General features: G+C 67.9%; 17 protein-coding genes. 8 read left to right on the top strand and 9 right to left on the bottom strand.

Features of this window, described 5'->3' with window-relative positions; genetic code table 11:
* Positions 1-229: 229 nt before the first annotated feature.
* The 5 genes from HMPREF2886_RS25210 to HMPREF2886_RS25190 form a co-directional block, all read right to left on the bottom strand.
* Positions 230-460, bottom strand: a complete 231-nt coding sequence (locus HMPREF2886_RS25210) for a YheU family protein (RefSeq protein WP_003091959.1) — start codon at positions 458-460, stop codon at positions 230-232.
* Positions 461-511: 51 nt separating this feature from the next.
* Positions 512-3,268 (bottom strand): hybrid sensor histidine kinase/response regulator, encoded by a 2,757-nt coding sequence (locus HMPREF2886_RS25205; protein WP_033975553.1) that lies wholly within the window; start codon positions 3,266-3,268, stop codon positions 512-514.
* Positions 3,269-3,404: 136 nt separating this feature from the next.
* Positions 3,405-4,601, bottom strand: a complete 1,197-nt coding sequence (locus HMPREF2886_RS25200) for an osmoprotectant NAGGN system M42 family peptidase (protein WP_003091951.1) — start codon at positions 4,599-4,601, stop codon at positions 3,405-3,407.
* Positions 4,598-6,355 carry an N-acetylglutaminylglutamine synthetase gene (gene ngg / locus HMPREF2886_RS25195; protein ID WP_033975551.1) on the bottom strand — a complete coding sequence of 586 codons (1,758 nt, stop codon included), beginning with the start codon at positions 6,353-6,355 and terminating at the stop codon, positions 4,598-4,600. The genes HMPREF2886_RS25200 and ngg overlap by 4 nt, the downstream gene beginning before the upstream one ends.
* Positions 6,356-6,395: 40 nt before the next feature.
* A complete protein-coding gene (locus HMPREF2886_RS25190) occupies positions 6,396-8,165 on the bottom strand; it encodes an N-acetylglutaminylglutamine amidotransferase (protein WP_070748602.1) in 1,770 nt (589 codons plus the stop codon).
* A gap of 142 nt (positions 8,166-8,307) precedes the next feature.
* Between HMPREF2886_RS25190 and HMPREF2886_RS25185 the strand changes: the two genes are divergently transcribed.
* Positions 8,308-8,781, top strand: coding sequence for a MarR family winged helix-turn-helix transcriptional regulator (locus tag HMPREF2886_RS25185; protein WP_003091943.1), 474 nt, complete (start codon positions 8,308-8,310; stop codon positions 8,779-8,781).
* A gap of 181 nt (positions 8,782-8,962) precedes the next feature.
* Here HMPREF2886_RS25185 and HMPREF2886_RS25180 read toward each other — a convergent pair whose 3' ends face one another.
* Positions 8,963-9,715, bottom strand: coding sequence for a sulfite exporter TauE/SafE family protein (locus HMPREF2886_RS25180; protein ID WP_033968482.1), 753 nt, complete (start codon positions 9,713-9,715; stop codon positions 8,963-8,965).
* 100 nt (positions 9,716-9,815) lie between these two features.
* Positions 9,816-11,780, bottom strand: a complete 1,965-nt coding sequence (mnmC, locus tag HMPREF2886_RS25175; protein WP_070748600.1) for a bifunctional tRNA (5-methylaminomethyl-2-thiouridine)(34)-methyltransferase MnmC2/FAD-dependent 5-carboxymethylaminomethyl-2-thiouridine(34) oxidoreductase MnmC1 — start codon at positions 11,778-11,780, stop codon at positions 9,816-9,818.
* Between the two features lie 143 nt (positions 11,781-11,923).
* On the opposite strand from mnmC, the gene pap reads away from it, so the two are divergent.
* From pap to HMPREF2886_RS25160, 3 genes are all read left to right on the top strand, one after another.
* A complete protein-coding gene (gene pap / locus HMPREF2886_RS25170; protein WP_033975548.1) occupies positions 11,924-13,414 on the top strand; it encodes a polyphosphate:AMP phosphotransferase in 1,491 nt (496 codons plus the stop codon).
* Positions 13,415-13,566: 152 nt separating this feature from the next.
* Positions 13,567-14,751: a thiolase family protein gene (locus HMPREF2886_RS25165; RefSeq protein ID WP_033968488.1), complete on the top strand. Its 1,185-nt coding sequence runs from the start codon at positions 13,567-13,569 to the stop codon at positions 14,749-14,751.
* 126 nt (positions 14,752-14,877) lie between these two features.
* The gene (locus tag HMPREF2886_RS25160; protein WP_033968489.1) at positions 14,878-15,540 is read left to right on the top strand and encodes a YceH family protein; all 663 of its coding nucleotides are present in this window, start codon (positions 14,878-14,880) and stop codon (positions 15,538-15,540) included.
* Between the two features lie 156 nt (positions 15,541-15,696).
* Here HMPREF2886_RS25160 and HMPREF2886_RS25155 read toward each other — a convergent pair whose 3' ends face one another.
* Both HMPREF2886_RS25155 and HMPREF2886_RS25150 read right to left on the bottom strand, forming a co-directional pair.
* The gene (locus HMPREF2886_RS25155) at positions 15,697-17,268 is read right to left on the bottom strand and encodes a malate:quinone oxidoreductase (protein ID WP_003102300.1); all 1,572 of its coding nucleotides are present in this window, start codon (positions 17,266-17,268) and stop codon (positions 15,697-15,699) included.
* A 202-nt stretch (positions 17,269-17,470) separates the two neighbouring features.
* Complete coding sequence (locus tag HMPREF2886_RS25150; RefSeq protein WP_016263198.1) at positions 17,471-17,680, bottom strand: DUF6316 family protein; 210 nt, start codon at positions 17,678-17,680, stop codon at positions 17,471-17,473.
* Between the two features lie 206 nt (positions 17,681-17,886).
* Between HMPREF2886_RS25150 and HMPREF2886_RS25145 the strand changes: the two genes are divergently transcribed.
* The 4 genes from HMPREF2886_RS25145 (at position 17,887) to HMPREF2886_RS25130 (ending at position 21,354) form a co-directional block, all read left to right on the top strand.
* On the top strand, positions 17,887-18,525 hold the full coding sequence (locus HMPREF2886_RS25145) for a peroxiredoxin (RefSeq protein WP_003102302.1): 639 nt from the start codon (positions 17,887-17,889) through the stop codon (positions 18,523-18,525).
* 250 nt (positions 18,526-18,775) lie between these two features.
* Positions 18,776-19,780 (top strand): aliphatic sulfonate ABC transporter substrate-binding protein, encoded by a 1,005-nt coding sequence (locus HMPREF2886_RS25140; protein WP_033968491.1) that lies wholly within the window; start codon positions 18,776-18,778, stop codon positions 19,778-19,780.
* 3 nt (positions 19,781-19,783) lie between these two features.
* Complete coding sequence (locus HMPREF2886_RS25135; RefSeq protein ID WP_003091924.1) at positions 19,784-20,608, top strand: ABC transporter permease; 825 nt, start codon at positions 19,784-19,786, stop codon at positions 20,606-20,608.
* The gene (locus tag HMPREF2886_RS25130) at positions 20,605-21,354 is read left to right on the top strand and encodes an ABC transporter ATP-binding protein (RefSeq protein ID WP_003091922.1); all 750 of its coding nucleotides are present in this window, start codon (positions 20,605-20,607) and stop codon (positions 21,352-21,354) included. Before HMPREF2886_RS25135 ends, HMPREF2886_RS25130 begins: the two co-directional genes overlap by 4 nt.
* Positions 21,355-21,485 lie beyond the last annotated feature (131 nt).

The following is a 21,485-nucleotide window of genomic DNA, read 5'->3' as shown; positions in this document are numbered from 1 at the left end:
GAGCGGCGGATGACCGCGAGCGGTTATTCGCCCTACGGAGCTGGGGCGCAGTCCGGCTTTTTCGGGTCGTGTAGGGCGAATAACGCCATGGGCGTTATCCGCCGATGTAGCGGATGAGCGGCGGATGACCGCGAGCGGTTATTCGCCCTGCGGAGCTGGAGCGCTGTCCGGCATTTCCGGGGTGTGCAGGGCGGCGAACCCGCCCCGCCAGGTGGGTCGATACCGCGACTCAGTCGCGCAACAGCTCCGCAGGCACCTCGCTGCGCAACATCAATTGGCACTGCTGGCTCTCCGGGTCGAACAGGATCACCGCCTCGCCCCGCCGCAAGGCATGCCGGGCGCGTTCTACACGCACGTCCAGAGGGGTCTCGTCGCCATTGTCGGTGCCTTCGCGGGTGACGAAGTCTTCCAGCAGGTTGTTCAGGGTGTCGGCTTCGAGCAGGTCGTGGGGGATCAGCATTGGCGGTACTCCGGTATGGCGGCGAATGCTAGCGCGACGCATCGCGCACTGTCATGCCTGTCGCGAAGGCTGGCCGAGCAGGCGTTCGAGGGTGGCATAGAGTTCCGCCCGGTCCACCGGCTTGCCGAGGTAGGCGTCCATGCCGGCCTCGATTCCGGCCCGGCGGTGTTCGTCGAGGATGTGCGCGGTCAGGGCGACGATCGGTACGCGCGGCCAGCCTTGGGTACGTTCCTCCCGGCGGATCAGGCGGGTCGCCTCGAAGCCGTCCATTTCCGGCATCTCGCCATCCATCAGGATCAACTGGATGCCGTTCGGGTCGCGCAGGTACTCGTCCAGCGCGAGCCGTCCATTGCCGGCCAGGCGCACCGCGTAACCGCGCTTGGCGAGGAAGCCGCGCACCACCAGCTGGTTCACCGGGTTGTCCTCGGCGACCAGGATGCATGGGGCGTCCAGGCGTTCGTCCGGGGCCACCTCGCTGCTCCGCCCTGGCTGTCGGCGCCGCTCCCGGTACAGTTCCAGCAGGGCTTCGCGCAGGGCCTTCACCGCCACCGGCTGGGCCAGGGCCAGCAGGCGCAGGCCTTCGTGCGGCGGCAGGTCCTGGCAGTGCTGCGGCGGGCATAGCAGGAGGATGCGCTGGCCTTGCTCCAGTTGCGCATAGAGGGTGTCCAGCCAGATCGACGGCGGTCCCGGCCAGGGCGCCGCCAGGACCAGCAGGGGCGGTGCGCTGAAGTCCTCCAGATAGGCGTTCAGCCGTCTCGGCTGCAGGCAGCGTTCGACCCGCAGTCCCCAACGCTCCAGCAATGCCTGCAGGCAGTCGAGGGTCAGGTTGTCCTCGCTGGCCAGCAGGGCCGGACGGTGTTGCAGCAGTTGCGCCAGTTCGTCCGCTTCGCCGGGGTCGAGGGCGGGGCTGAGCGGCAGGTCGACGCTGAACCGGGTACCCTTGCCCGGCTCGCTGCTCACCTCGATGCGCCCGCCCATCATCTGCACCAGTTCGCGGCTGATCGCCAGGCCCAGGCCGCTGCCGCCGTAGCGGCGGGTGGTGCTGGAATCGGCCTGGGAGAAGGATTCGAACAGAGTCTTCTGCGCCTGGGCGGATATCCCGATGCCGCTGTCGCTGACGCTGTACAGCAGGCGCTCGCGTCCGCCCTCGTCGAAGCGCCGCTGCACGCGCACGGCGACATGGCCTTCGGCGGTGAACTTGAGGGCGTTGCTGAGCAGGTTCATCAGTACCTGGCGCAACCGCGTCGGGTCGCCGTTGAGGCGGCGCGGCACGCCCCTGTCCAGGCCGAGATGCAGGCGCAGGCGTTTTTCCACGGCCTGGGCGCTGAACAGCGCCAGGGTGTCGGAGAGCAGTTCCTCCAGGTCGAAGTCGATGCGCTCCAGGTGCAGCTTGCCGGACTCGATGCGAGCGTAGTCGAGGATATCGTTGATCACCGACATCAGCGCGCTGCCGGAGCTGGCGATGGTCTCCACGCAGGCCGCCTGGCCGCGGTCCAGCGGGGTGTCGCGGAGCAGTTGCAGCATGCCCAGCACGCCGTTCAGCGGAGTGCGGATCTCATGGCTCATCTTCGCCAGGAAGCGGCTCTTCGCCTCGTTCTCCACCCGCGCCTGCTCGGCCGCCTGGCGCGAGCGGAAGCCTTCCTCCTTGAGCGCATTGATGCGGTCGGCGAGTCCGATGGACAGGGTCACCAGTTCCACGGTCATGCCGATCTTGACCACGCTGCTGCCGAACAGGCCGAACAGTTCGAAGCCCAGCGAGGCGGCGGTGGTGACCAGGAACGACAGCAGCAGCGCGCCCCAGGCCAGGATGTAGTAGAGGCCGTAGCGCAGCCCCTGGCGCCAGACGTGGACGCCGGCCAGCAGCAGGCTGAGGGATACCAGCATCACCGTCAGGCTGGCGAGGACGTTCCAGGCGCGCAGCCCCACCAGCGGCTCGCTGGCCAACAGGACCACGCAGGCCAGCAGCAGGCCGCGGAGGAAGCGGTCGAGGCGCGGGAAGTCGCGGCGGGTGTAGAGGTAGCCGCGGCTGAACTGGATCGACACCAGGCAGCTCAGGTACATCAGCAGGTAGATGCCGACCGACTCCAGCGCCACGTGTCCGGGCAGCAGCTTGAACAGCAGGCCGTCGAAGCTGGCGGAAAACAGGCCGAGGCTGAGGTTGTACAGCAGGTACCAGGCATAGGTGGCCTCGCGCAGCGAGACGAAGAGGAACAGGTTGTAGCAGAACAACCCGAACAGCACCCCGTAGAAGGCCCCGTTGAAGCCCATCAGGGTTTCCTGGCTGGCCGCGCTGGCCGCGTAGGTGCTGAAGTACAGCGGCACGTAGACGGTGCTGGTGCTCTGCACGCGTAGCAGCAGGGTGCTCTCGCCGGGCGGCAGTCGCAGCGGGAACCAGAAGTTGCGCACTTGCACCGGGCGCTGGGAGAAGGCGAACAGGTCGCCGCTCTCCTGCTGTTCGATGCGCCCATCGGCGGTCAGCAGGTAGACCTTGAGGTCGTCCAGCAGCGGGTAGTTGATCTCCAGGAAACCGGCCAGGTCGGTGCCGTTGCGGTTGTCCAGGCGCACCCTGAACCACCAGGCCGCGGCGTTCTTGCCGAAGTTCGCGTGGTCGCCGCGCAGGGAGGCGAAGGCCTGGGCCGGCAAGGCGAGGATGTCGCCCAGATGCGCCTTGCCGCCGGCGTCGCGGTAGTACTCGGCGTACTCGCCCAGGGACAGGCGCAGGTCCTCTCCGTCCAGCGGCGCGGGCGGCTGCGCCCGGGCCGGCAGCGCGCAGCAGAGCAACAGCAGGACCAGGCAGAGTCGGGACATGCAACTACTCCATGGACACGAGTCGGCACGCATGATGCTACGGAGGAAACGAGACAGGCGAGGGAACCTGCCATCAGCCTAGCAGTTGGCTGGAGAGGAGGGCGGCCTCCCCGGGTGCGGGGAGGCCGGCGCGGGTTCAGTCCTTGTCGCTGTTGTTGCTGCTGTCGAGCACTTCGTCCACCGGCGGGACGTGGGTGCAGCTTTCCATGTGCACCGGATGCTCGAGCTGCTTGTTGAAGCGTTCCAGCGAGGTTTCCCGGGGCTTGGCGTCGCTGGCGAAGACCGGCGGGCTGAGGATGTAGGCGGTGAGCAGCCGGCTCAGCGCGGCGAGACTGTCGATGTGCGTGCGCTCGTAGCCGTGGGTGGCGTCGCAGCCGAACGCCAGCAGCGCGGCGCGGGTGTCGTGGCCGGCGGCGATCGCCGACTGAGCGTCGCTGTGGTAGTAGCGGAACAGGTCGCGACGCAGGGCGATGTCGTGGCGCTCGCCGAGCCGCAGCAGGTGCCGCGACAGATGGAAGTCGTAGGGCCCGCCGGAGTCCTGCATGGCCACGCTGACGCTGTGTTCGTTGGAATTCTGGCCTTCGGCCACCGGGGCGATGTCGATGCCGACGAACTCGCTGACGTCCCAGGGCAGGGCGCCGGCGGCGCCGGAACCGACTTCCTCGGTGATGGTGAACAGCGGGTGGCAGTCGATCGGCGGCTCCTGGCCGCTTTCCTTGACCGCCTTCAGCGCCGCCAGCAGCGCCGCGACCCCGGCCTTGTCGTCCAGGTGGCGGGCGCTGATATGGCCGCTCTCGGTGAACTCCGGCAGCGGATCGAAGGCCACGTAGTCGCCCACCGAGATGCCCAGGCTCTCGCTGTCGGCGCGGCTGGCGGTATAGGCGTCGAGACGCAGCTCGATGTTGTCCCAGCTGATCTTCAGGTTGTCCACCTCGGTATTGAAGGCGTGGCCCGAGGCCAGCAGCGGCAGCACGCTGCCGCGGAACACGCCCTGTTCGGTGAACACCGTGACCCGGCTACCCTCGGCGAAACGGCTCGACCAGCAGCCTACCGGGGCCAGGCCGAGGCGGCCGTTGGGCTTGATCTCGCGGACCAGTGCGCCGATCGTGTCGAGATGCGCGGAAACCGCCCGGTCCGGGGTATTCAGGCGGCCCTGCAGGGTCGCGCGGATGGTTCCCCGGCGAGTCATCTCGAAGGGCACGCCAAGTTCATCGAGCTGCTCGGCGACATAGCGCACGATGGTATCGGTGAAGCCGGTGGGGCTGGGGATGGCGAGCATCTCCAGCAGCACCCGTTGCAGGTAGTTGAGGTCCGGTTGTGGCAGAGGGGTCATGAAGGCACCTCGCGGCTGAGGGGGAAGAGAAGATCGACGAAGCGTTCGGCGGTCGGCTGCGGCTCGTGGTTGGCCAGGCCGGCGCGCTCGTTGGCTTCGATGATCACGTAGTCGGGCTGGTCGGCGGCCTCGACCAGGAAGTCCAGGCCCACCACCGGTATTTCCAGGGCCCGCGCGGCCTGGATCGCGGCCTCGCGGAGGGCCGGATGGAGGGCGTCGGTGACGTCCTCGAGGATGCCGCCGGTGTGCAGGTTGGCGGTGCGCCGCACGGCCAGGTGTTCGCCGCTGGGCAGCACGTCGTCGTAGCCATAGCCCGCGGCCCGCAGGGTGCGCTCGGTCTCGTGGTCGAGCGGAATGCGGCTTTCCCCGCCAGTGGCGGCCTGGCGCCGGCGGCTCTGCGCCTCGATCAGCTCGCGGATGCTGTGCCGGCCGTCGCCGATCACCGCGGCGGGACGACGGATGGCGGCGGCCACTACCTCGTAGCCGATCACCAGCACGCGCAGGTCGTGGCCGGCGTGGTAGCTCTCCAGCAGCACGCGCGAATCGAAATGGCGGGCGGCCTCGATGGCCTCCTCGACCTCTTCCGCGGTGCGCAGGTCCACCGCCACGCCCTGGCCCTGCTCGCCGTCCACCGGCTTGACCACCAGCGAAGCGTGCTCGGCGAGGAATGCAGCGTTTTCTTCCGCGCTGCCGGCCAGGCGCTGCTGTGGCTGGCGCAGGCCGGCGCGCTGCAGGGCGCGGTGGGTGAGGACCTTGTCCTGGCAGAGGGTCATGCTTACCGCCGTGGTCAGGTCGGAGAGCGATTCGCGGCAGCGGATCTGCCGGCCGCCCTGGGTCAGGGTGAACAGGCCGCCCTCGGCGTCGTCGACGCGTACCTCGATGCCGCGCCGGTGGGCCTCGTCGACGATGATCCGGGCGTAGGGGTTGAGGTCTTCCTCGGGGCCCGGACCGAGGAACAGCGACTGGTTGATGCCGTTCTTGCGCTTGATGGTGAAGGTCGCCAGTTCGCGGAAGCCGAGCTTGCGGTAGAGCGCCTTGGCCTGCTGGTTGTTGTGCAGCACCGAGAGGTCGAGGTAGGCCAGCTCGCGGCTCATGAAGTGCTCGACCAGGTGCCGCACCAACGCTTCGCCGACGCCCGGTCGGCTGCATTGCGGGTCCACCGCCAGGCACCAGAGGCTGGAGCCGCCCTCCGGGTCCTGGAACGCCTTGGCGTGGTTGAGGCCCATCACCGTGCCTACCGCGACGCCAGTGTCGGCGTCCTCGGCCAGCCAGTAGATCGGCCCGCCCTGGTGGCGCGGGCTGAGGCGCTCGGTCTGCACCGGAAGCATGCCGCGCGCCAGGTACAGGCGGTTGATCGCCGCCCAGTCCTCCTCGGTATGCACCCGGCGGATGCGGAAACCACGTGGCGGACGGCGCGCCGGGCGGTAGTCGGTGAACCACAGGCGCAGGGTATCCGAGGGATCGAGGAAGAGCTGCTGCGGGGCGTGGGCCAGGACCTGCTGCGGCGCCGCCACGTAGAGCGCGATGTCGCGTTCGCCGGGGGCTTCCTGCAACAGGTCGCGGGCCAGTTCCTCGGCGTCCGGGTAGGTCTGCCCGATCAGCAGGCGGCCCCAGCCGCAGTGGATGCTCAGCGGTTTCTCGGTGGGCTCGCTGTGATCTTCGGCGAGACGCGCCTGGAGGCGTTCGTAGGTGGGCGCCTGGATACGTTGCAGGCGCTGGTTGTGCGGGTGAGGCAGATGCAAGTGGCCTTTCATGATCGCTCCTGGTTCGGGCCCCTGCGTTGGGGGCCCATTTTCAAAGTCCCTGTTCGCTGAGCCAGAGGTTGAGGGCGGCCAGCTGCCACAGCTTGGAGCCGCGCAGCGGTGTGAGGTCGCCGTCCGGATCGCTCAGCAGGCGATCGAATATCGCCGGCTGGAACAGGCCGCGGTCCTGGCTCGGGTCGAGCAGCAGTTCGCGTACCCATTCGCGGGTGCGGCCCTGCAGGTGCTTGAGGCCGGGCACCGGGAAGTAGCCCTTGGGCCGGTCGATGACTTCGCTGGGAATCACCTTGCGCGCGGCGCCCTTGAGCACCTGCTTGCCGCCGTCGCCGAGCTTGAAGCGGGCGGGAATGCGCGCCGACAGCTCGGCCAGGCGGTAGTCGAGGAACGGCACGCGGGCTTCCAGGCCCCAGGCCATGGTCATGTTGTCGACCCGCTTGACCGGGTCGTCGACCAGCATGATCGTGCTGTCCAGGCGCAGCGCCTTGTCCACCGCGGCCTCGGCGCCGGGGCTGGCGAAGTGGTCGCGGACGAAGCGCCCGGCGACGTCCTCGACGTGGAAGCGCTCGCCGACGGTGGCCAGGTATTCCTCGTGGTCGCGGTCGAAGAACGCCGCGCGGTACGCGGCGAAGGCGTCGTCGGCGCCATCCACCTTCGGATACCAGTGGTAGCCGGCGAACAGCTCGTCGGCGCCCTGGCCGCTCTGCACCACCTTGCAGTGCTTCGAGACTTCCCGCGAGAGCAGGTAGAAGGCGATGCAGTCGTGGCTGACCATCGGCTCGCTCATGGCGCGGAAGGCCGCCGGCAACTGCTCGATCACTTCGTGTTCGCCGATGCGCAGGCGATGGTGGCGGGTGTGGTAGCGCTCGGCGATCAGGTCGGAATACTGGAACTCGTCGCCGCGCTCGCCGCCGGCATCCTCGAAGCCGATGGAGAAGGTCAGCAGGTTGTCCACCCCGGCCTCGTGCAGCAGGCCCACCAGCAGGCTCGAATCGACCCCGCCGGAGAGCAGCACGCCGACCTCGCGGGCGGCGCGCTGGCGGATCGCCACCGCTTCGCGGAGGCCGTCGAGGACGCGCTCCTGCCAGTCGTCGAGCGTCAGCTCGCGCTCGTCCGGGCGCGGGCCGTAGTCCAGCGTCCACCAGGTGTGCTGTTCGCAGCTACCGTCGAGGTCGACGCTCATCCAGGTCGCCGGCGGCAGCTTCTTCACGCCCTCCAGCAAGGTGTGCGGGGCGGGAACCACGGCGTGGAAGTTGAGGTAGAAATTCAGCGCCTGCGGATCGAGGTCGCTGTCGATGTCGCCGCCCTTGAGCAGGGCCGGCAGGCTCGAGGCGAAGCGCAGGCGCGAGCGGTCGAGGCTGTAGTAGAGCGGCTTGATGCCGAGGCGGTCGCGGGCCAGGAACAGCCGCTGGCGATCGCGCTCCCAGACGGCGAAGGCGAACATCCCATTGAGCCGGGGCAATAAATCGGCGCCCCAGGCATGGTACCCCTTCAAGAGAACTTCGGTGTCGCCGCCGGAGAAGAACCGATAGCCAAGGCTTTCCAGTTCGCCACGCAGTTCGGGGTAGTTGTAGATGGCGCCATTGAACACCATGGCCAGGCCGAGATCGGGATCGATCATCGGTTGGCCGGAAGCTTCCGCCAGGTCCATGATCTTCAGCCGTCGATGTCCGAGGGCGATCGGACCCTGGGCGTGGAAGCCCCAGGCGTCGGGGCCGCGAGGGGCCAGGTGGTGGGTGATGCGTTCGACCGCTGCGAGGTCGGCTGCCTGGTTGTCGAAACGAAACTCTCCTGATATGCCGCACATATTCCTTACCGGTTCTCCGTTGGGGAAATGGGTTGCGTACCCCTTCCGGGTACATGACTTACCTAACAGAGGACCGTTACAGTTGGAAGGAGTTCTATACGAATTTTCCGGGCCTATCAGGACCCTTAACGAAGAATTTATTATGGTTGAAAGTAATAAGACCGCTGCCGATACCTATTCGCTCGCTATTTTTCGCGCCATTCGCCGTCTCCAGCAGGCCGCCGAAATCCACTCCAAGCGTCTCAGCCGATACGGCGGCCTGACTCCGCTGCAATTGCTGATCCTGCACGTCCTGGCGGTGGAGGGAGAGCTGACCGCGACGCAACTGGCCAAGCTGGTCAGCCTGTCCCAGGCATCGCTTTCCGGCGTGCTCGACCGCCTCGAAGGACGCGGCCTGCTCTATCGTCGGCGCGACGAACAGGACCGGCGCAAGTCCTGGCTGCACCTCGACCCGGCCGGCCATGAAGCCCTGGCGGAGGCGCCGCCGCTGTTGCCGGAGTACGTGATCGAGCGCTTCGCCGCGTTGCCCGAGTGGGAGCGCCACGGCCTGCTGGCCGCGCTGCTGCGCGCGGCCGACCTGTTCGGCCTGCCGGAAGAGGACGTCGAAGAAGAGTGAGGGCGCCAGGTTCGCTACGAAAGACAGTCGCGTCGGCGGTCTTTACCTGGCGAACCTGCCGATGCCTTGTCGGTGCAGGCTGGTGGACAAGCGCGTTGCGGTTATCCGCCCTACGCCATGGCATGACCTCCGCGTAGGGCGTATAACGCCGCTTCCCCGGTGCCCCGGCCGCCGAGGAAAACTACCCGCCGTAGAGCTTCTGCGCCGCCAGGGAAAAGCTCACCGCCACCAGCATCAGCGCGAACAGGCGTTGCAGGGTCGGGCCGCCGAGGCGCTGCGCCAGCAGGTTGCCGCCGAGCACGCCGACCGCGCCGCCGGCGGCGAGGCCGCCGAGCAGCGGCAGCGGCGGGTGGGCGCCGGTCAGGTAGATGAGGAAGCCGCCGCCGGAGACCAGCGCGATCACCGCCATCGAGGTGGCGGTGGCGGCCATCATCGACAGCGGGGTGAACCAGAGTAGCCCCGGCACCACCAGGAAGCCGCCGCCCACGCCCATCAATCCCGACAGCAAGCCGACCGCCAGGCCGATGCCGAGCAGCGGCAGGGTCCGTGCCTGGTCGCTGGCCTCGCGTTTCATCCCGGCGCCGCGCCACATGCGCCAGGCCGACCAGAGCACCAGCAGGCAGAAGGCGACGATCAGCACGCCTTCCGGGACGAAGCGGCCGAGCCATTGGCCGACGGCGTTGCTCGGCAGGCCGGCCAGCGCCAGGACCAGCACTGGCCGCCAGGCCACCTGGCCCTGGCGCGCGCGCGGGATGGCGCCGATCAGCGCCGACAGGGCGACCGCGCCGAGGCTCACGCCGATGGCGTCGCGCAGCGGCAGGTGCAGGCTGAGCAGCAGGGGCAGGGCGACCAGCGAGCCGCCGGCGCCGGTGAGGCCGAGCAGCAGGCCGAGAACGGCGCCGATGCCCAGCGATTCGAAGAGCAGTACATCCATCGTCGATCAACTATTTCCGCGGGTGAGCCAGCCGGTAGTCCGGTATGGCCTGCGCGTGCGGCAGGCCCGAAGGGTAGCGCAAATCGGTGCGCCCGGGGCTTCAGCCGCGCTGCCCGCGCACCAGGTCGCGCAGCAGGAAGCGGTTCGGGTGGCAGGCCTCGGCCACCGCGCGCGGCAGCGGCAGCGGCTCGCCGCAGATCCACGCCGCCAGCAGCTCGCCGGACAGCGGTGCGCTGATCAGCCCGCGCGAGCCGTGGCCGCTGTTCAGGTACAGGCCTGGCAGCCAGGGGCAGGCCCGCTCCGGCACCTGGCGGGCGTCGCGGGCGAGCACCGCGTAGGCCTCGTCGAAGGCCGCGCGCTCGGCCAGCGGGCCTACCAGGGGCAGGTAGTCGGGGCTGGTGCAGCGGAATGCCGCGCGGCCTTCCAGGCGCTCCAGCGGCAGGTCGTCGGCGCCCAGGCGCTGCAACATGTCGGGGGATATTTCCCGCAGCAGTTCGAGGTTGCCCTGGTGTTCGGCGAGGGTCGGCGCCAGGTCTTCGCTCTTGAAGTCGAAGCTGGCGCCGAGGGTGTGTTCGTCGCCACGCGGCGGTGCGACGTAGCCCTCGGCGCAGACCACGGTGCGCAGCGCCCGGCTTTGCGGGGTGGCCGGCAGGCGGGTGACCTGCCCGCGGATGCGCTTCAGCGGTAGCTCGGCGGCGGGCGGGAAGTCGCGGATGTCGGCGGCGGTGGCGAGGATCGCGAGTGGCGCGCGGGCCAGGCATTCGTCGCCGGCGTAGGCGCACCAGTCGTCGCCCTCGCGGCGCAAGCGTACCGCCCGGCCGCTCAGCAGGGTGATTCCGGGGGTGGCGGCCAGGGCCTGGCACAGCGCGGGCGGATGGACCCAGCCGGCCTCGGGATAGAACAGGCCGCCGGCGGGCAGGGCGACGCCGGCGAGGCGCTCGGCCTGCTCGCGGTCCAGGCCGTGCAGCAGGTCGGCGGGGAAGGCTGCGGCCAGTTGCGCCTGGCGTTGCGCTTCCTTGGCGTCGAAGGCCAGTTGCAGTACGCCGCAGGCGTCCCAGTCGTGGCCGCGCCGCAGGCGTTCGAGCAGCCGGCGGGTATGGCCGAAGCCGCTGAGCACCAGGCGCGACAGCGGCGTGCCGTGGGCCGAGAGTTTCAGGTAGAGCACGCCCTGGGGGTTGCCCGAGGCTTCCCGGGCAAGGCCGGGATGGCGCTCGATCAGGGTCACCTGCCAGCCGCGCGCGGCGAGGCTGGCGGCGCTGGCGCAGCCGGCCAGGCCGCCGCCGACCACCAGTGCCGCGCGGCGCCCGGCGTGGGGCGCGGGGCGCGCGTACCAGGGCTTGCCGGCGTTCGCCGGCGGCCCCTGGTAGGTGCCGCTGAGCATCTCGCGCTTCTGCCCGTAGCCCGGTACCCGTTGCATGGCGAAACCGGCCTCGATCAGCCCGCGGCGGACGAAACCGGCGCTGGTGAAAGTGCCCAGGGTCGCCTGCGGCGCCGACAGACGCGCCAGTTCGGCGAACAGCGCGGGCGACCACATGTCCGGGTTCTTCGCCGGGGCGAAGCCATCGAGGAACCAGGCGTCGACCCGCGCGTCGAGCTGCGGCAGGCACTCCAGGGCATCGCCCAGCAGCAGGCTCAGGCCGACCCTTGCGCCCGCGAACGCCAGGCGCTGGAAGCCCGGGTGCACGGCGAGGTACTGGCCCAGCAGGGCTTCGCTCCAGGGCGCCAGTTCCGGCCATAGCGCCAGGGCGCGGCGCAGGTCGGTGGCGGCGAGGGGGAATTTCTCCACGCTGACGAACTCCAGGCGCGCGCCGGCCGGCGCGACCCGCTCGAACAGCTGCCAGGCGCAGAGGAAGTTCAGTCCGGTGCCGAAGCCGGTCTCGCCGATGCACAGCACCTCGCCGTCGCCCAGCGCGGCGAAGCGCTCGGCCAGGCGGTTGGTGGCGAGGAACACATGGCGCGTCTCGTTCAGCCCGGAATGCCGGGAAAAATATACGTCGCCGAAGGCGCGGGACAGCGGCTGGCCGTTTTCGTCCCAGTCGAGCTGGGCATGCTGGAAGTCGGACATGGCAGGACCTGAAAAAGCGGATGGCGCATTTTACGGGGCTTTGCCGGCCAGCGGCGAGGCGCTGCGCGAACATGCCGCGGCGCCGCGCAGACAGCCGCACGCCGATCCGCTACCTTGAAGGACTCAGGTTAAGGGAGACCTCCATGTTCGAATCCGCGGAAGTTGGCCACAGCATCGACAAGGACACCTACGAGAAGGCCGTCATCGAGTTGCGCGAAGCGCTGCTGGAGGCGCAGTTCGAGCTCAAGCAGCAGGCGCGCTTCCCGGTGATCATCCTGATCAACGGCATCGAGGGCGCCGGCAAGGGCGAGACGGTCAAGCTGCTCAACGAGTGGATGGACCCGCGCCTGATCGAGGTGCAGAGCTTCCTCCGTCCCTCCGACGAGGAACTGGAGCGGCCGCCGCAGTGGCGCTTCTGGCGGCGCCTGCCGCCCAAGGGGCGGACCGGTATCTTCTTCGGCAACTGGTACAGCCAGATGCTCTACGCGCGGGTCGAGGGGCATATCAAGGAGGCCAAGCTGGACCAGGCCATCGATGCCGCCGAACGCTTCGAGCGCATGCTCTGCGACGAAGGCGCGCTGCTCTTCAAGTTCTGGTTCCACCTCTCCAAGAAACAGTTGAAGGAGCGTCTCAAGGCCCTGGAGAAGGACCCGCAGCACAGCTGGAAGCTCAGTCCGCTGGACTGGAAGCAGAGCGAGGTCTACGACCGCTTCGTGCATTACGGCGAGCGCGTGCTGCGCCGCACCAGCCGGGACTACGCGCCCTGGTACGTGGTGGAAGGCGTGGACGAGCGCTACCGCGCCCTGACCGTCGGCCGCATTCTCCTCGAAGGGTTGCAGGCCGCGCTGGCCACCAAGGAGCGCGCCAAGCGCCAGCCGCACGCCGCGCCGCTGGTGTCGAGCCTGGACAACCGCGGCCTGCTGGACTCCCTGGACCTGGGCCAGTACCTGGACAAGGACGCCTACAAGGAGCAGCTCGCCGCCGAGCAGGCGCGCCTGGCCGGGCTGATCCGCGACAAGCGCTTCCGCCAGCATTCGCTGGTCGCGGTGTTCGAGGGTAACGACGCGGCCGGCAAGGGCGGCGCCATCCGCCGCGTTACCGACGCGCTGGACCCGCGCCAGTACCATATCGTGCCGATCGCCGCGCCGACCGAAGAGGAGCGCGCGCAGCCCTATCTCTGGCGCTTCTGGCGGCACATTCCGGCGCGCCGCCAGTTCACTATCTTCGACCGTTCCTGGTATGGCCGCGTGCTGGTGGAGCGCATCGAGGGCTTCTGCACACCGGCCGACTGGCTGCGCGCCTATGGCGAGATCAACGACTTCGAGGAGCAGCTCAGCGAGTACGGGATAATCGTGGTGAAGTTCTGGCTGGCGATCGACAAGCAGACCCAGATGGAGCGCTTCAAGGAGCGCGAGAAAACCCCCTACAAGCGCTACAAGATCACCGAGGAAGACTGGCGCAACCGCGACAAGTGGGACCAGTACGTGGACGCGGTGGGCGACATGGTCGACCGTACCAGCACCGAGATCGCGCCCTGGACCCTGGTCGAAGCCAACGACAAGCGCTTCGCCCGGGTCAAGGTGCTGCGCACCATCAACGACGCCATCGAAGCGGCGTACAAGAAGGACAAGTGAGGCCTGCCGGAATGCGGCGCCGTCCTCTCCAGGGGATGGCGACGCATACGCCGGATGAATGATCGGTGCCTCGCGCGATTGCCTCGCCTTATCCTCGCTCGATCCGGCCGCTGCCCCGGCGGCCGCTCGACAATAACAGCGAGGGTTCCCCCATGCGTGAAGTGGTGATCGTCGACAGCGTCCGGACCGGCCTGGCCAAGTCCTTCCGCGGCAAGTTCAACCTGACCCGGCCGGACGACATGGCCGCCCACTGCGTCGACGCGCTACTGGCGCGCAACGACCTCGACCCGCTGCTGGTGGATGACTGCATCGTCGGCGCCGGTTCCAACGAAGGCGCCCAGGGCCACAACATCGGGCGCAACGTGGCGGTGCTCTCCGGCCTCGGCATCCAGGTACCGGGGATGACCCTCAACCGCTACTGTTCCTCCGGCCTGCAGGCGATCGCCATCGCCGCCAACCAGATCGCTTCCGGTTGCAGCGAGGTGATCGTCGCCGGCGGCGTCGAGTCGATCACCCTGACCCTGAAGAGCGTCAACACCGACCACCTGGTGAACCCGCTGCTGCAAAGGGAAGTGCCGGGTATCTACTACCCCATGGGGCAGACCGCCGAGATCGTCGCCCGTCGCTACGGCGTCACCCGCGAGGCCCAGGACGCCTACGCCCTGCAGAGCCAGCAGCGGATGGCGCGAGCCCAGGCGGAAGGGCTGTTCGCCGACGAGATCGTGCCGATGACCACCCGCTACGCGGTGGAGGACAAGGCCAGCGGCGAGAAGCAGATACTCGACGGAGTGGTCGACCGCGACGACTGCAACCGCCCGGACACCACCCTCGAAGGCCTGGCCTCGCTGAAACCGGCGTTCGCCGAGGACGGTTCGGTCACCGCCGGCAACGCCTCGCAACTCTCCGACGGCGCCTCGATGACCCTGCTGATGAGCCTGGAGAAAGCGCTGGCGCTGGGCCTGGAGCCGAAGGCCTTCTTCCGTGGCTTCACCGTAGCCGGCTGCGAGCCGGACGAAATGGGCATCGGTCCGGTGTTCTCGGTGCCGAAGCTGCTCAAGGCGAAGGGGCTGAAGATCGCCGACGTCGATCTCTGGGAACTCAACGAAGCCTTCGCCTCGCAGTGCCTGTATTGCCGCGACCGGCTGGAGATCGACAACGAGAAGTACAACGTCAACGGCGGCTCCATCGCCATCGGCCACCCGTTCGGCATGACCGGCTCGCGCCAGGTCGGCCACCTGGTCCGCGAACTGCGCCGGCGCAACCTGCGCTACGGCGTGGTGACCATGTGCGTCGGCGGCGGCATGGGCGCCAGCGGGCTGTTCGAAGCCGTACGCTGAGCCCGTGCGCGCCGGCGGGCCCCGCAGGCCGGGGCCCGCCTCGTGGGTTTATTTACATGATGCTCCGTGCCATCCCCGGTGACTCGCGCTAGGCTAGGCGCCTTTTCCTTGCATAGGGATGTAGCGATGTCCACCGAGCCCAACTCGCCGTTCGTCGACGACCCGCTGAGCGCCGTCGATGCACGGATTCTCGGCAGCCTCGTCGAGAAGCAGGCGACCACCCCGGAAACCTACCCGCTGACCCTTAATGCCCTGGTCCTGGCCTGCAACCAGAAGACCAGCCGCGATCCGGTGATGAACCTCACGCCCGGCCAGGTCGGCCAGAGCCTGCGCCAGCTCGAGGGGCGCGGCCTGGTCAGGCTGGTGATGGGCAGCCGCGCCGACCGCTGGGAGCACACTCTGGGCAAGGGCCTGGAGCTGGTAGCGCCGCAGGTGGCGTTGCTCGGTCTGTTGTTCCTGCGCGGCCCGCAGACCCTCAACGAACTGCTTACCCGCAGCAATCGCCTGCACGATTTCGACGACGTCGAGCAGATCCGCCACCACCTGGAGCGCCTCGCCGGTCGTGGCCTGGCCGTGCACCTGGAGCGTCGCGCCGGGCAGCGCGAGGACCGCTACATGCACTTGCTCGGCAGCCAGGCCGACCTCGAGGCCGCCGTGGCGGCGATGGGCAGCGACCCGGAGCGCGCCGCGCCGGCCCTGTCGGCCGATGCGGAAGCGCGGATCGCCGAGCTGGAGACGCGCCTGGCGGCGCTGGAGGAGCGCCTGGCCAGGCTCGAAGGAGGGGCGTGATATCGCGGGTGGGCGCAATCACTCCCTTCTCCCCTGGCCAGGTAGGACGAGTGGCACCAGCGGCGCTGCGCCGATGCGCCGCCCCGCAAGACGAACTCCAACCCAAAAAAGCCCGGCTATTGCCGGGCTTTTTCATGCGCGCGCGTCGGTGGCCGATCAGGCCTCCGGCTGTACCGGCACGTGGATCAGTTGCAGGCGCTCGCTGCTCCAGGCACGGGTGCTGTTGGTCAGCTCGATGTCGTTGTTCAGCTTGCGCCCGTAAGACGGCACGATTTCCTTCAGGCGTGCCTGCCACTCGGGGGTGGCGACCTTGTCCTTGAAGGCCTTCTCCAGCACCGACAGCATGATCGGCGCGGCGGTCGAGGCGCCCGGCGAGGCGCCGAGCAGGGCGGCGACGGAGCCGTCGGCGGCGGTCACCACTTCGGTGCCGAATTGCAGCACGCCGCCTTTCTCGGCGTCCTTCTTGATGATCTGCACGCGCTGGCCGGCCTGCACCAGCTTCCAGTCCTCGTCGCGGGCTTCCGGGAAGTACTCGCGCAGCGAGGCCATGCGGTCGTCCTGGCTGAGCATCAGCTGGCCGATCAGGTACTGGCTGAGATCGAAGTTGTCGATGCCGGCGTTGAACATCGGGCCGATGTTGCCGCTGGTCACCGAGCCCGGCAGGTCCCACAGCGAGCCGTTCTTCAGGAACTTGGTGGAGAAGGTGGCGAACGGACCGAACAGCAGCACCGGCTTGCCGTCGATCATGCGGGTGTCGAGGTGCGGCACCGACATCGGCGGCGAGCCCACCGAAGCCTTGCCGTAGACCTTGGCCAGGTGGCGCTTGACCACGTCCGGGTTGGTGGTGGCGAGGAACGAACCGCCCACCGGGAAGCCGGCGTAGCCTTCGGCCTCGGGGATGCCGGACATCTGCAGCAGCTTCAGCGCACCGCCGCCGGCGCCGATGAAGACGAACCTGGCCTTGACGCTGGTTTCCTTGTCGCCGTTGGCCAGGTCGGCCATGGTCACGGTCCAGGTGTTGTCGTCGTTGCGCTTGAGGTCGCGGACCTCATGTTGCAGGCGCAGCTTGAAGGTGTCCTTGGCCGACAGCGAGCCCACCAGTTGGCGGGTGATCTCGCCGAAGTTGACGTCGGTGCCGATCGACATGCGCGTGGCGGCGATCTTCTGCCCCGGCTCGCGGCCTTCCATCACCAGCGGCACCCACTGCTTGATCTGCTCGGGGTCTTCCGAGTACTCCATGCCGCGGAACAGCGAGCTGTGCTGCAGGGCGGCGTGGCGCTTCTTGAGGAAGGCGACGTTGTCGTCGCCCCAGACGAAGCTCATGTGCGGGACGTTGTTGATGAACGACTTCGGATCGTTCAGTACCTTGCGGTCGACCTGGTAGGCCCAGAACTGCTTGGAGATCTCGAAGTTCTCGTTGATCGCCACCGCCTTGCTGATATCCATCGAGCCGTCCGCGGCCTCGCTGGTGTAGTTCAGTTCGCAGAACGCCGAGTGACCGGTGCCCGCGTTGTTCCAGCCGTTGGAGCTTTCCTCGGCGACCTTGTCCAGGCGCTCGACCATCTCGATGGTCCAGCCCGGTTCCAGTTCGTTCAGATAGGTACCCAGGGTGGCGCTCATGATGCCGCCACCGATCAGGAGCACGTCGACCGGTTTTTCCGATTCGACGCTGTTTTTGGAGCAACCCAGCACGCTGACGCACAAAAGCATCAATAAGATTTTTTTCATGGATTTACCGCTAGAAAACGTGGAGAAGCGTGGATACGCACGACATGGCAGGTATTCACCGGGTGAATGATACTGGAACTCACCCCCGATGTGAGTGCGTTCACATGCGGTGACATTTGCCTCGGCGTTCCGCCGAGAATACCTGCCTTCCCTTTCTTGAACGTTTCAGCCGCCGGGAAATAAATTCAGCGCCTGTATCGTTTCAGCGGGAACCCGGCGCCTGGATTTCCGCCGATTGGCGCATCCTGCGGATATACGCGTCGATTTCCCGCTCCGCGTCGAAACGGGTGAAATAGGGACCTTCCAGGGTCCCTTCGCGGGTGGAGAAGAAGTACTGCCCATTCACCGAACTTATGCGATCGCTGCGAAAGCGGGTGGCCGGTGTGGGATCGGTGGAACGTTTCCCCAACATGACGGCGACTCCTGGATAGCGGGCCAAGGTGTTTTCAGTGTAGGCGGGGGTTGGCCGGGCGGCAGGCCGGCGGACGAAAGGAGACGGATTTCCAGGCGAAGGGTTGGGTATTCTATTTTTTTGTTATAAGAAAATCTGAATTTATTCTTTTTAACGTCAGCCGGCCTTGGGCATAGTGGGCTCCAACACGAACAAGGAGTGACCCCATGAGCCTCAGACTCGGCGACATCGCCCCCGATTTCGAACAGGACTCCAGCGAAGGGCGCATCCGCCTCCACGAGTGGCTGGGCGACAGCTGGGGCGTGCTGTTCTCCCACCCGGCCGACTTCACCCCGGTGTGCACCACCGAGCTGGGTTTCACCGCCAAGCTCAAGGACCAGTTCGCCCAGCGAGGAGTCAAGGTCCTGGCGCTGTCGGTGGATCCGGTGGAGTCGCACCTGAAGTGGATCGACGATATCAACGAGACCCAGGACACCCGGGTCAATTTCCCGATCATCGCCGACGCCGACCGCAAGGTTTCCGAACTCTACGACCTGATCCACCCGAACGCCAACGACACGCTGACCGTGCGTTCGCTGTTCATCATCGACCCGAACAAGAAGGTGCGCCTGATCATCACCTACCCGGCGAGCACCGGGCGCAATTTCAACGAGATCCTCCGGGTGATCGATTCGCTGCAACTGACCGACGAGCACAAGGTCGCCACGCCGGCCAACTGGGAGGACGGCGACGAGGTGGTGATCGTGCCTTCGCTGAAGGACGAGGAAGAGATCAAGCGGCGTTTCCCCAAAGGCTACCGCGCGGTGAAGCCCTACCTGCGCCTGACGCCCCAGCCCAACCGCTGAGGCCGGATTCGTCCCGCCTGCATGGGCAGGCACGGCAGGCGGGACCTTTTATTCGACGGTGCGTGCCGTCATGCAACGCTGTTTAGCCACGAGCAGGGTTTTTGGCCGGTTTCGACCGGCCCTCTTTTTTATTTGCGCCAGCGCGTCGCCGCGACGCTTTTTATCCGCCATCCATTTCCGAAACCGGCTCTGACTTGCCCGCCAGACGGGGAGAAGGCTCGCTCATCCACCTCCTTCCAGGAGCAGACGCATGATCGCCGCTCTCCGTCGCTGCCGGGCCTGGCTGGCCCTGTTCGCCGTTCTTGCCGTGTTTCCCGCGGCAGAGGCCGCCGACGCCCCCGCTGAAATCCGTCTCGACTATGCCTACTACGCCCCCACCAGCCTGGCGCTCAGGAAGTTCGGCTGGCTGGAGAAAAGCCTGGACGGCAGCGGCACCCGGGTGCGCTGGGTGTTCAGCCAGGGCAGCAACCGTTCCCTGGAGTACCTCAACGCCGGCAGCGTCGATTTCGCCTCGACCGCCGGCCTCGCCGCGGTGCTCGCGCGGGCCAACGGCAGCCCGGTACGTACCGTATACGTCGCTAGCCGCCCGGAGTGGACCGCGCTGCTGGTGCGCAAGGATTCGCCGATCCGCAGCCTCGCCGAGCTCAAGGGGCGCAAGGTGGCTGCCACCAAGGGCACCGATCCCTACCTGTTCCTGCTCCGCAGCCTGCACAGCGTGGGCCTGGACAAGAACGACCTGCGTATCGTCCACCTGCAGCATCCCGACGGGCGGGTAGCCCTGGAGAAGGGCCAGGTCGACGCCTGGGCCGGGCTCGATCCGCACATGGCGGCCAGCGAGTTGCAGGCCGGCTCGCGGCTGCTCTACCGCAACCTCGGCTTCAACAGCTACGGCGTGCTCAACGTCCGCGAGGATTTCGCCGAACACCACCCGCAACTGATCCGCCAGGTGCTGGCGGCCTACGAGCAGGCGCGCCACTGGGTGATCGGGCATCCCGACGAGGCCGCGCAACTGCTTGCCGAGGAAGCCGGCCTGCCGCTGGAAGTGGCTCGCCTGCAACTGTCGCGCACCGATTTCAGCCAGCCGCTGCCGGGCGCCGAACAGGTCGCCGCGCTCAAGGCCGCGGCGTCGGTCCTGGCGGACGAGCGCCTGGTGCGGCCGGGCGTGGACGTGCAGAAGGTGGTCGACGAACTGATCGCGCCGCAGTGGGCCGCCGAGGTCGTCGGCGGCGCCCCGTTGGCGCGCACGGAGCCCTGAGCCATGGTCAGCCAGAGCCTGCGACTGGCCCGGCGAGTCTCGCGCCGGGCGTGGCGACTGCGCGTGCCGGGCGCCTGGCGGGCCTGGGCCTTGCCGCTGCTGGCACTATCGTCGTGGGAAGCGCTGGTGCGCCTGGGCTGGCTGCCGGCCTACCAGATGCCGGCGCCGAGCGGCATCCTGCTGACCCTGGTGGAACTGGCTCGCGGTGAGCTGTGGGGGCATGTCGGCGCGAGCCTGGCGCGGGTCGCCGCCGGCTTCGCGATCGGCAGCGGCCTGGCCCTGGCGGTCGGAACCTGGGTCGGCCTCAGTCGTCGCGCCGAAGCCTACCTTGAGCCGAGCTTCCAGGCCCTGCGGGCGATCCCCAGCCTGGCCTGGGTGCCCTTGCTGCTGCTCTGGTTCGGTATCGACGAGACGCCGAAGATCGTCCTCATCGCCCTCGGCGCCTTCTTCCCGGTCTACCTCGCGCTGGTCGCCGGGGTACGCGGGGTCGATCGCAAGTGGGTGGAACTGGGGCGGCTCTACCGTTTGTCGCGCTTCGCCCTGGTTCGCCGCATCCTCCTTCCGGCGGCGCTGCCGAACCTGTTCACCGGCCTGCGCGGGGCGCTCAGCCTGAGCTGGATGTTCCTCGTCGCGGCGGAGCTGATCGCCGCCACCCAGGGCCTCGGCTACCTGCTCAGCGACGGTCGGGAAACCTCGCGTCCGGACCTGGTGATAGCCGCGATCCTGGTCCTGGCGGCCCTCGGCAAGCTCAGCGATGGCCTGCTCCGCTCGCTGGAGCGCCGGGCCCTGCGCTGGCGCGACAGCTTCGACGGGGAGGGCGGCGCATGAGCGGCCTGCTCGACCTGCTGGAGATTCGCAAGGCCTATGGCGATACGCGGGTGCTGGAGGGCGTGGCGCTGTCGCTGGCGCCCGGCGAGGTGGTCAGCCTGCTCGGCCCCAGCGGTTGCGGCAAGAGCACCCTGCTGCGGATCGCCGCCGGACTGGACGACGACTTCCAGGGCACTGTCGAACGCAATCCGATCCTCGGCTTCGGCCCGGACGGCGAGAACGGCCGCAGCGGCGGCATCGGCGTGGTGTTCCAGGAGCCGCGCCTGTTGCCCTGGCTGACGGTGGCGCAGAACGTCGGTTTCGCCGACGGCTGGCTGGAGGACGAGCACTGGGTCGAGCGCCTGCTCGCCGATGTCGGACTGGCCGGCTGCGGAGGATTGCTGCCCAAGCAACTGTCCGGCGGCATGGCGCAGCGCGCGGCGATCGCCCGCGGTCTCTACGGACGGCCGCAGGTGCTGTTGCTCGACGAGCCGTTCAGCGCGGTCGACGCCTTCACCCGCATGCGCCTCCAGGACCTGCTGCAGGACGTGGTGCAGAACTACGAGATCAGCGTCCTGCTGGTCACCCACGATCTCGACGAGGCGTTCTATCTCGCCGACCGCGTGCTGCTGATGGGCGGCCGTCCCGGACACATCCGCCGCGAGTTCCACGTACCGCTGGCGCGTCCCCGCGACCGCCGGGCGGTGGAGCTGGCCTACTTGCGCGGCGAGGCCCTGACCGAAATGCAGCGGGCGCACGTGCTCTGAGGCAAGACCCCGAACCGGGCTTCTTATATGCTTTATGGAATAAATAAATGAATAAAAAACATTTATTGGAATATGAGGCTGCCTGTTAAGGTCTATGCAACTTGGTTAGCAAGCCAAACGAATATCCTGTT

Source organism: Pseudomonas sp. HMSC066A08 (assembly GCF_001813025.1).
GTDB lineage: Bacteria > Pseudomonadota > Gammaproteobacteria > Pseudomonadales > Pseudomonadaceae > Pseudomonas > Pseudomonas aeruginosa.
This window is presented reverse-complemented; position numbering and strand designations above follow the sequence as displayed.

What these genes read in the sequence shown, in the direction of transcription:
- HMPREF2886_RS25210 (WP_003091959.1), bottom strand. Translation starts at nt 460, where the DNA reads ATGCTGATCCCCCACGACCTGCTCGAAGCCGACACCCTGAACAACCTG.
- HMPREF2886_RS25205 (WP_033975553.1), bottom strand. Translation starts at nt 3,268, where the DNA reads ATGTCCCGACTCTGCCTGGTCCTGCTGTTGCTCTGCTGCGCGCTGCCG.
- HMPREF2886_RS25200 (WP_003091951.1), bottom strand. Translation starts at nt 4,601, where the DNA reads ATGACCCCTCTGCCACAACCGGACCTCAACTACCTGCAACGGGTGCTG.
- ngg (WP_033975551.1), bottom strand. Translation starts at nt 6,355, where the DNA reads ATGAAAGGCCACTTGCATCTGCCTCACCCGCACAACCAGCGCCTGCAA.
- HMPREF2886_RS25190 (WP_070748602.1), bottom strand. Translation starts at nt 8,165, where the DNA reads ATGTGCGGCATATCAGGAGAGTTTCGTTTCGACAACCAGGCAGCCGAC.
- HMPREF2886_RS25185 (WP_003091943.1), top strand. Translation starts at nt 8,308, where the DNA reads ATGGTTGAAAGTAATAAGACCGCTGCCGATACCTATTCGCTCGCTATT.
- HMPREF2886_RS25180 (WP_033968482.1), bottom strand. Translation starts at nt 9,715, where the DNA reads ATGGATGTACTGCTCTTCGAATCGCTGGGCATCGGCGCCGTTCTCGGC.
- mnmC (WP_070748600.1), bottom strand. Translation starts at nt 11,780, where the DNA reads ATGTCCGACTTCCAGCATGCCCAGCTCGACTGGGACGAAAACGGCCAG.
- pap (WP_033975548.1), top strand. Translation starts at nt 11,924, where the DNA reads ATGTTCGAATCCGCGGAAGTTGGCCACAGCATCGACAAGGACACCTAC.
- HMPREF2886_RS25165 (WP_033968488.1), top strand. Translation starts at nt 13,567, where the DNA reads ATGCGTGAAGTGGTGATCGTCGACAGCGTCCGGACCGGCCTGGCCAAG.
- HMPREF2886_RS25160 (WP_033968489.1), top strand. Translation starts at nt 14,878, where the DNA reads ATGTCCACCGAGCCCAACTCGCCGTTCGTCGACGACCCGCTGAGCGCC.
- HMPREF2886_RS25155 (WP_003102300.1), bottom strand. Translation starts at nt 17,268, where the DNA reads ATGAAAAAAATCTTATTGATGCTTTTGTGCGTCAGCGTGCTGGGTTGC.
- HMPREF2886_RS25150 (WP_016263198.1), bottom strand. Translation starts at nt 17,680, where the DNA reads ATGTTGGGGAAACGTTCCACCGATCCCACACCGGCCACCCGCTTTCGC.
- HMPREF2886_RS25145 (WP_003102302.1), top strand. Translation starts at nt 17,887, where the DNA reads ATGAGCCTCAGACTCGGCGACATCGCCCCCGATTTCGAACAGGACTCC.
- HMPREF2886_RS25140 (WP_033968491.1), top strand. Translation starts at nt 18,776, where the DNA reads ATGATCGCCGCTCTCCGTCGCTGCCGGGCCTGGCTGGCCCTGTTCGCC.
- HMPREF2886_RS25135 (WP_003091924.1), top strand. Translation starts at nt 19,784, where the DNA reads ATGGTCAGCCAGAGCCTGCGACTGGCCCGGCGAGTCTCGCGCCGGGCG.
- HMPREF2886_RS25130 (WP_003091922.1), top strand. Translation starts at nt 20,605, where the DNA reads ATGAGCGGCCTGCTCGACCTGCTGGAGATTCGCAAGGCCTATGGCGAT.